This window comes from Mycobacterium sp. GA-1285, from assembly GCF_001499905.1.
Taxonomy (GTDB): domain Bacteria; phylum Actinomycetota; class Actinomycetes; order Mycobacteriales; family Mycobacteriaceae; genus Mycobacterium.
Genome location: NZ_LQIS01000042.1, coordinates 1 through 1,289 on the forward strand (window position 1 = coordinate 1; position 1,289 = coordinate 1,289).

1 protein-coding gene is annotated in these 1,289 nt (G+C 63.8%); it reads right to left on the bottom strand.

What is annotated here, in order from left to right; genetic code table 11:
• Positions 1-11: 11 nt before the first annotated feature.
• Positions 12-1,082 carry an IS110 family transposase gene (locus tag AU193_RS17410; protein WP_216637290.1) on the bottom strand — a complete coding sequence of 357 codons (1,071 nt, stop codon included), beginning with the start codon at positions 1,080-1,082 and terminating at the stop codon, positions 12-14.
• Between the last annotated feature and the right edge of the window lie 207 nt (positions 1,083-1,289).

A 1,289-nucleotide genomic window follows, 5' to 3' on the forward strand; every position in this document is an offset into this window, starting at 1 on the left:
TTTCTCCTATGTCAAGCCGCTGCCGGTTGGCAAGGCTCTTGTCGGTTGGTTTGGTCGGTGTGGAGATGGCCGAAGACGGTTCGGGCCAGGCGGCGTTTGAGGCAGCGCAGGGCTTCGGAGGAGCAGTCACCTTCGGCAAGGCGGTGTCGGTAATAGGTCTGACCGGGTCCGTCGAGGCGGATCTGCGTCACGGCGATGCGATGCAGCGCGGCGTTGAGCTGACGATTACCTGAACGGGTCATCCGAACGCGGCCAGCGGTGTTGCCTGACCACACCGGAACTGGGGCTACACCACTGTGGCGGGCGAAGGCCGCCTCACTTTTGAAACGGGCCACCCCGGCGGTCTCGCCGATAATCTTGGCCGCGGTGAGCTCGGCGCAGCCGGGCAGCGACAACAACGCCGGGGCGATCACACGGACCCGTTCGCCGATACGTTTGCTCAACGCGTTGATCTGCTCGCTGAGCCCGGTGATGTCGGCCAGCTCATCGCGGGCCAACTCTGCGACCAACCCTGGCTGGGTCTGCAACCAGTCACCGAGTAACCGGCGATGTTTGGCCAGATCCAGCGAGCGCGGCTTGGGCGCCCGGTCGGGGTCGAGCTCGTGAACCCGCCATAACAGCCGATTGATTATCGAGGTCCGTTGCCCGACAAGGTCTTCACGGCGGTCTACCAACAACTTCAACTCCCGCGACACCTCGTCGTGCGAGGCGACGGGCAGATCGGGTTCGCGCAAAAAAGCCCGCGCCACGGCCAATGCATCGATGGGATCGGACTTGCCCCGCGTGCGCGCCGACGCCCGGGTCTGGGCCATCAACTTCGGAGGCACCCGCACCACCCTTTGACCCGCGGTGAGCAGATCGCGCTCCAGTCGCGCCGACAAGTGCCGGCAATCTTCGATCGCCCACACCAGCTCAATTCCGAACTGAGTGCGCGCCCACCGCACGGCCTGTAGATGCCCGTCGGTGGTGGCTTTCACAACCATCTCGCCGAGCTTGCGGCCGACCTCATCGACAACAACAAAGGTATGAGTGCGCTTGTGAACATCGGCTCCAACAACAACCATGGTGGTTGCCTCCTTCACTGTGAGGTGACGGTTGGGCCGGTCGGCGGACACATCTCAGTGGGGGCGAAGCCACGCTCCTATCAAGTCACGCCGGCCGGTCCTTCACACCTGGTGCCGGCAAAACCCATGGACGCCAACCCGAAGGCGGCAAGCACCCTAAGAGCCAGACACCAGGTGATCAGGATCCAACCACCGCAACAAGCGGCCCCATCACCCTGACACTGA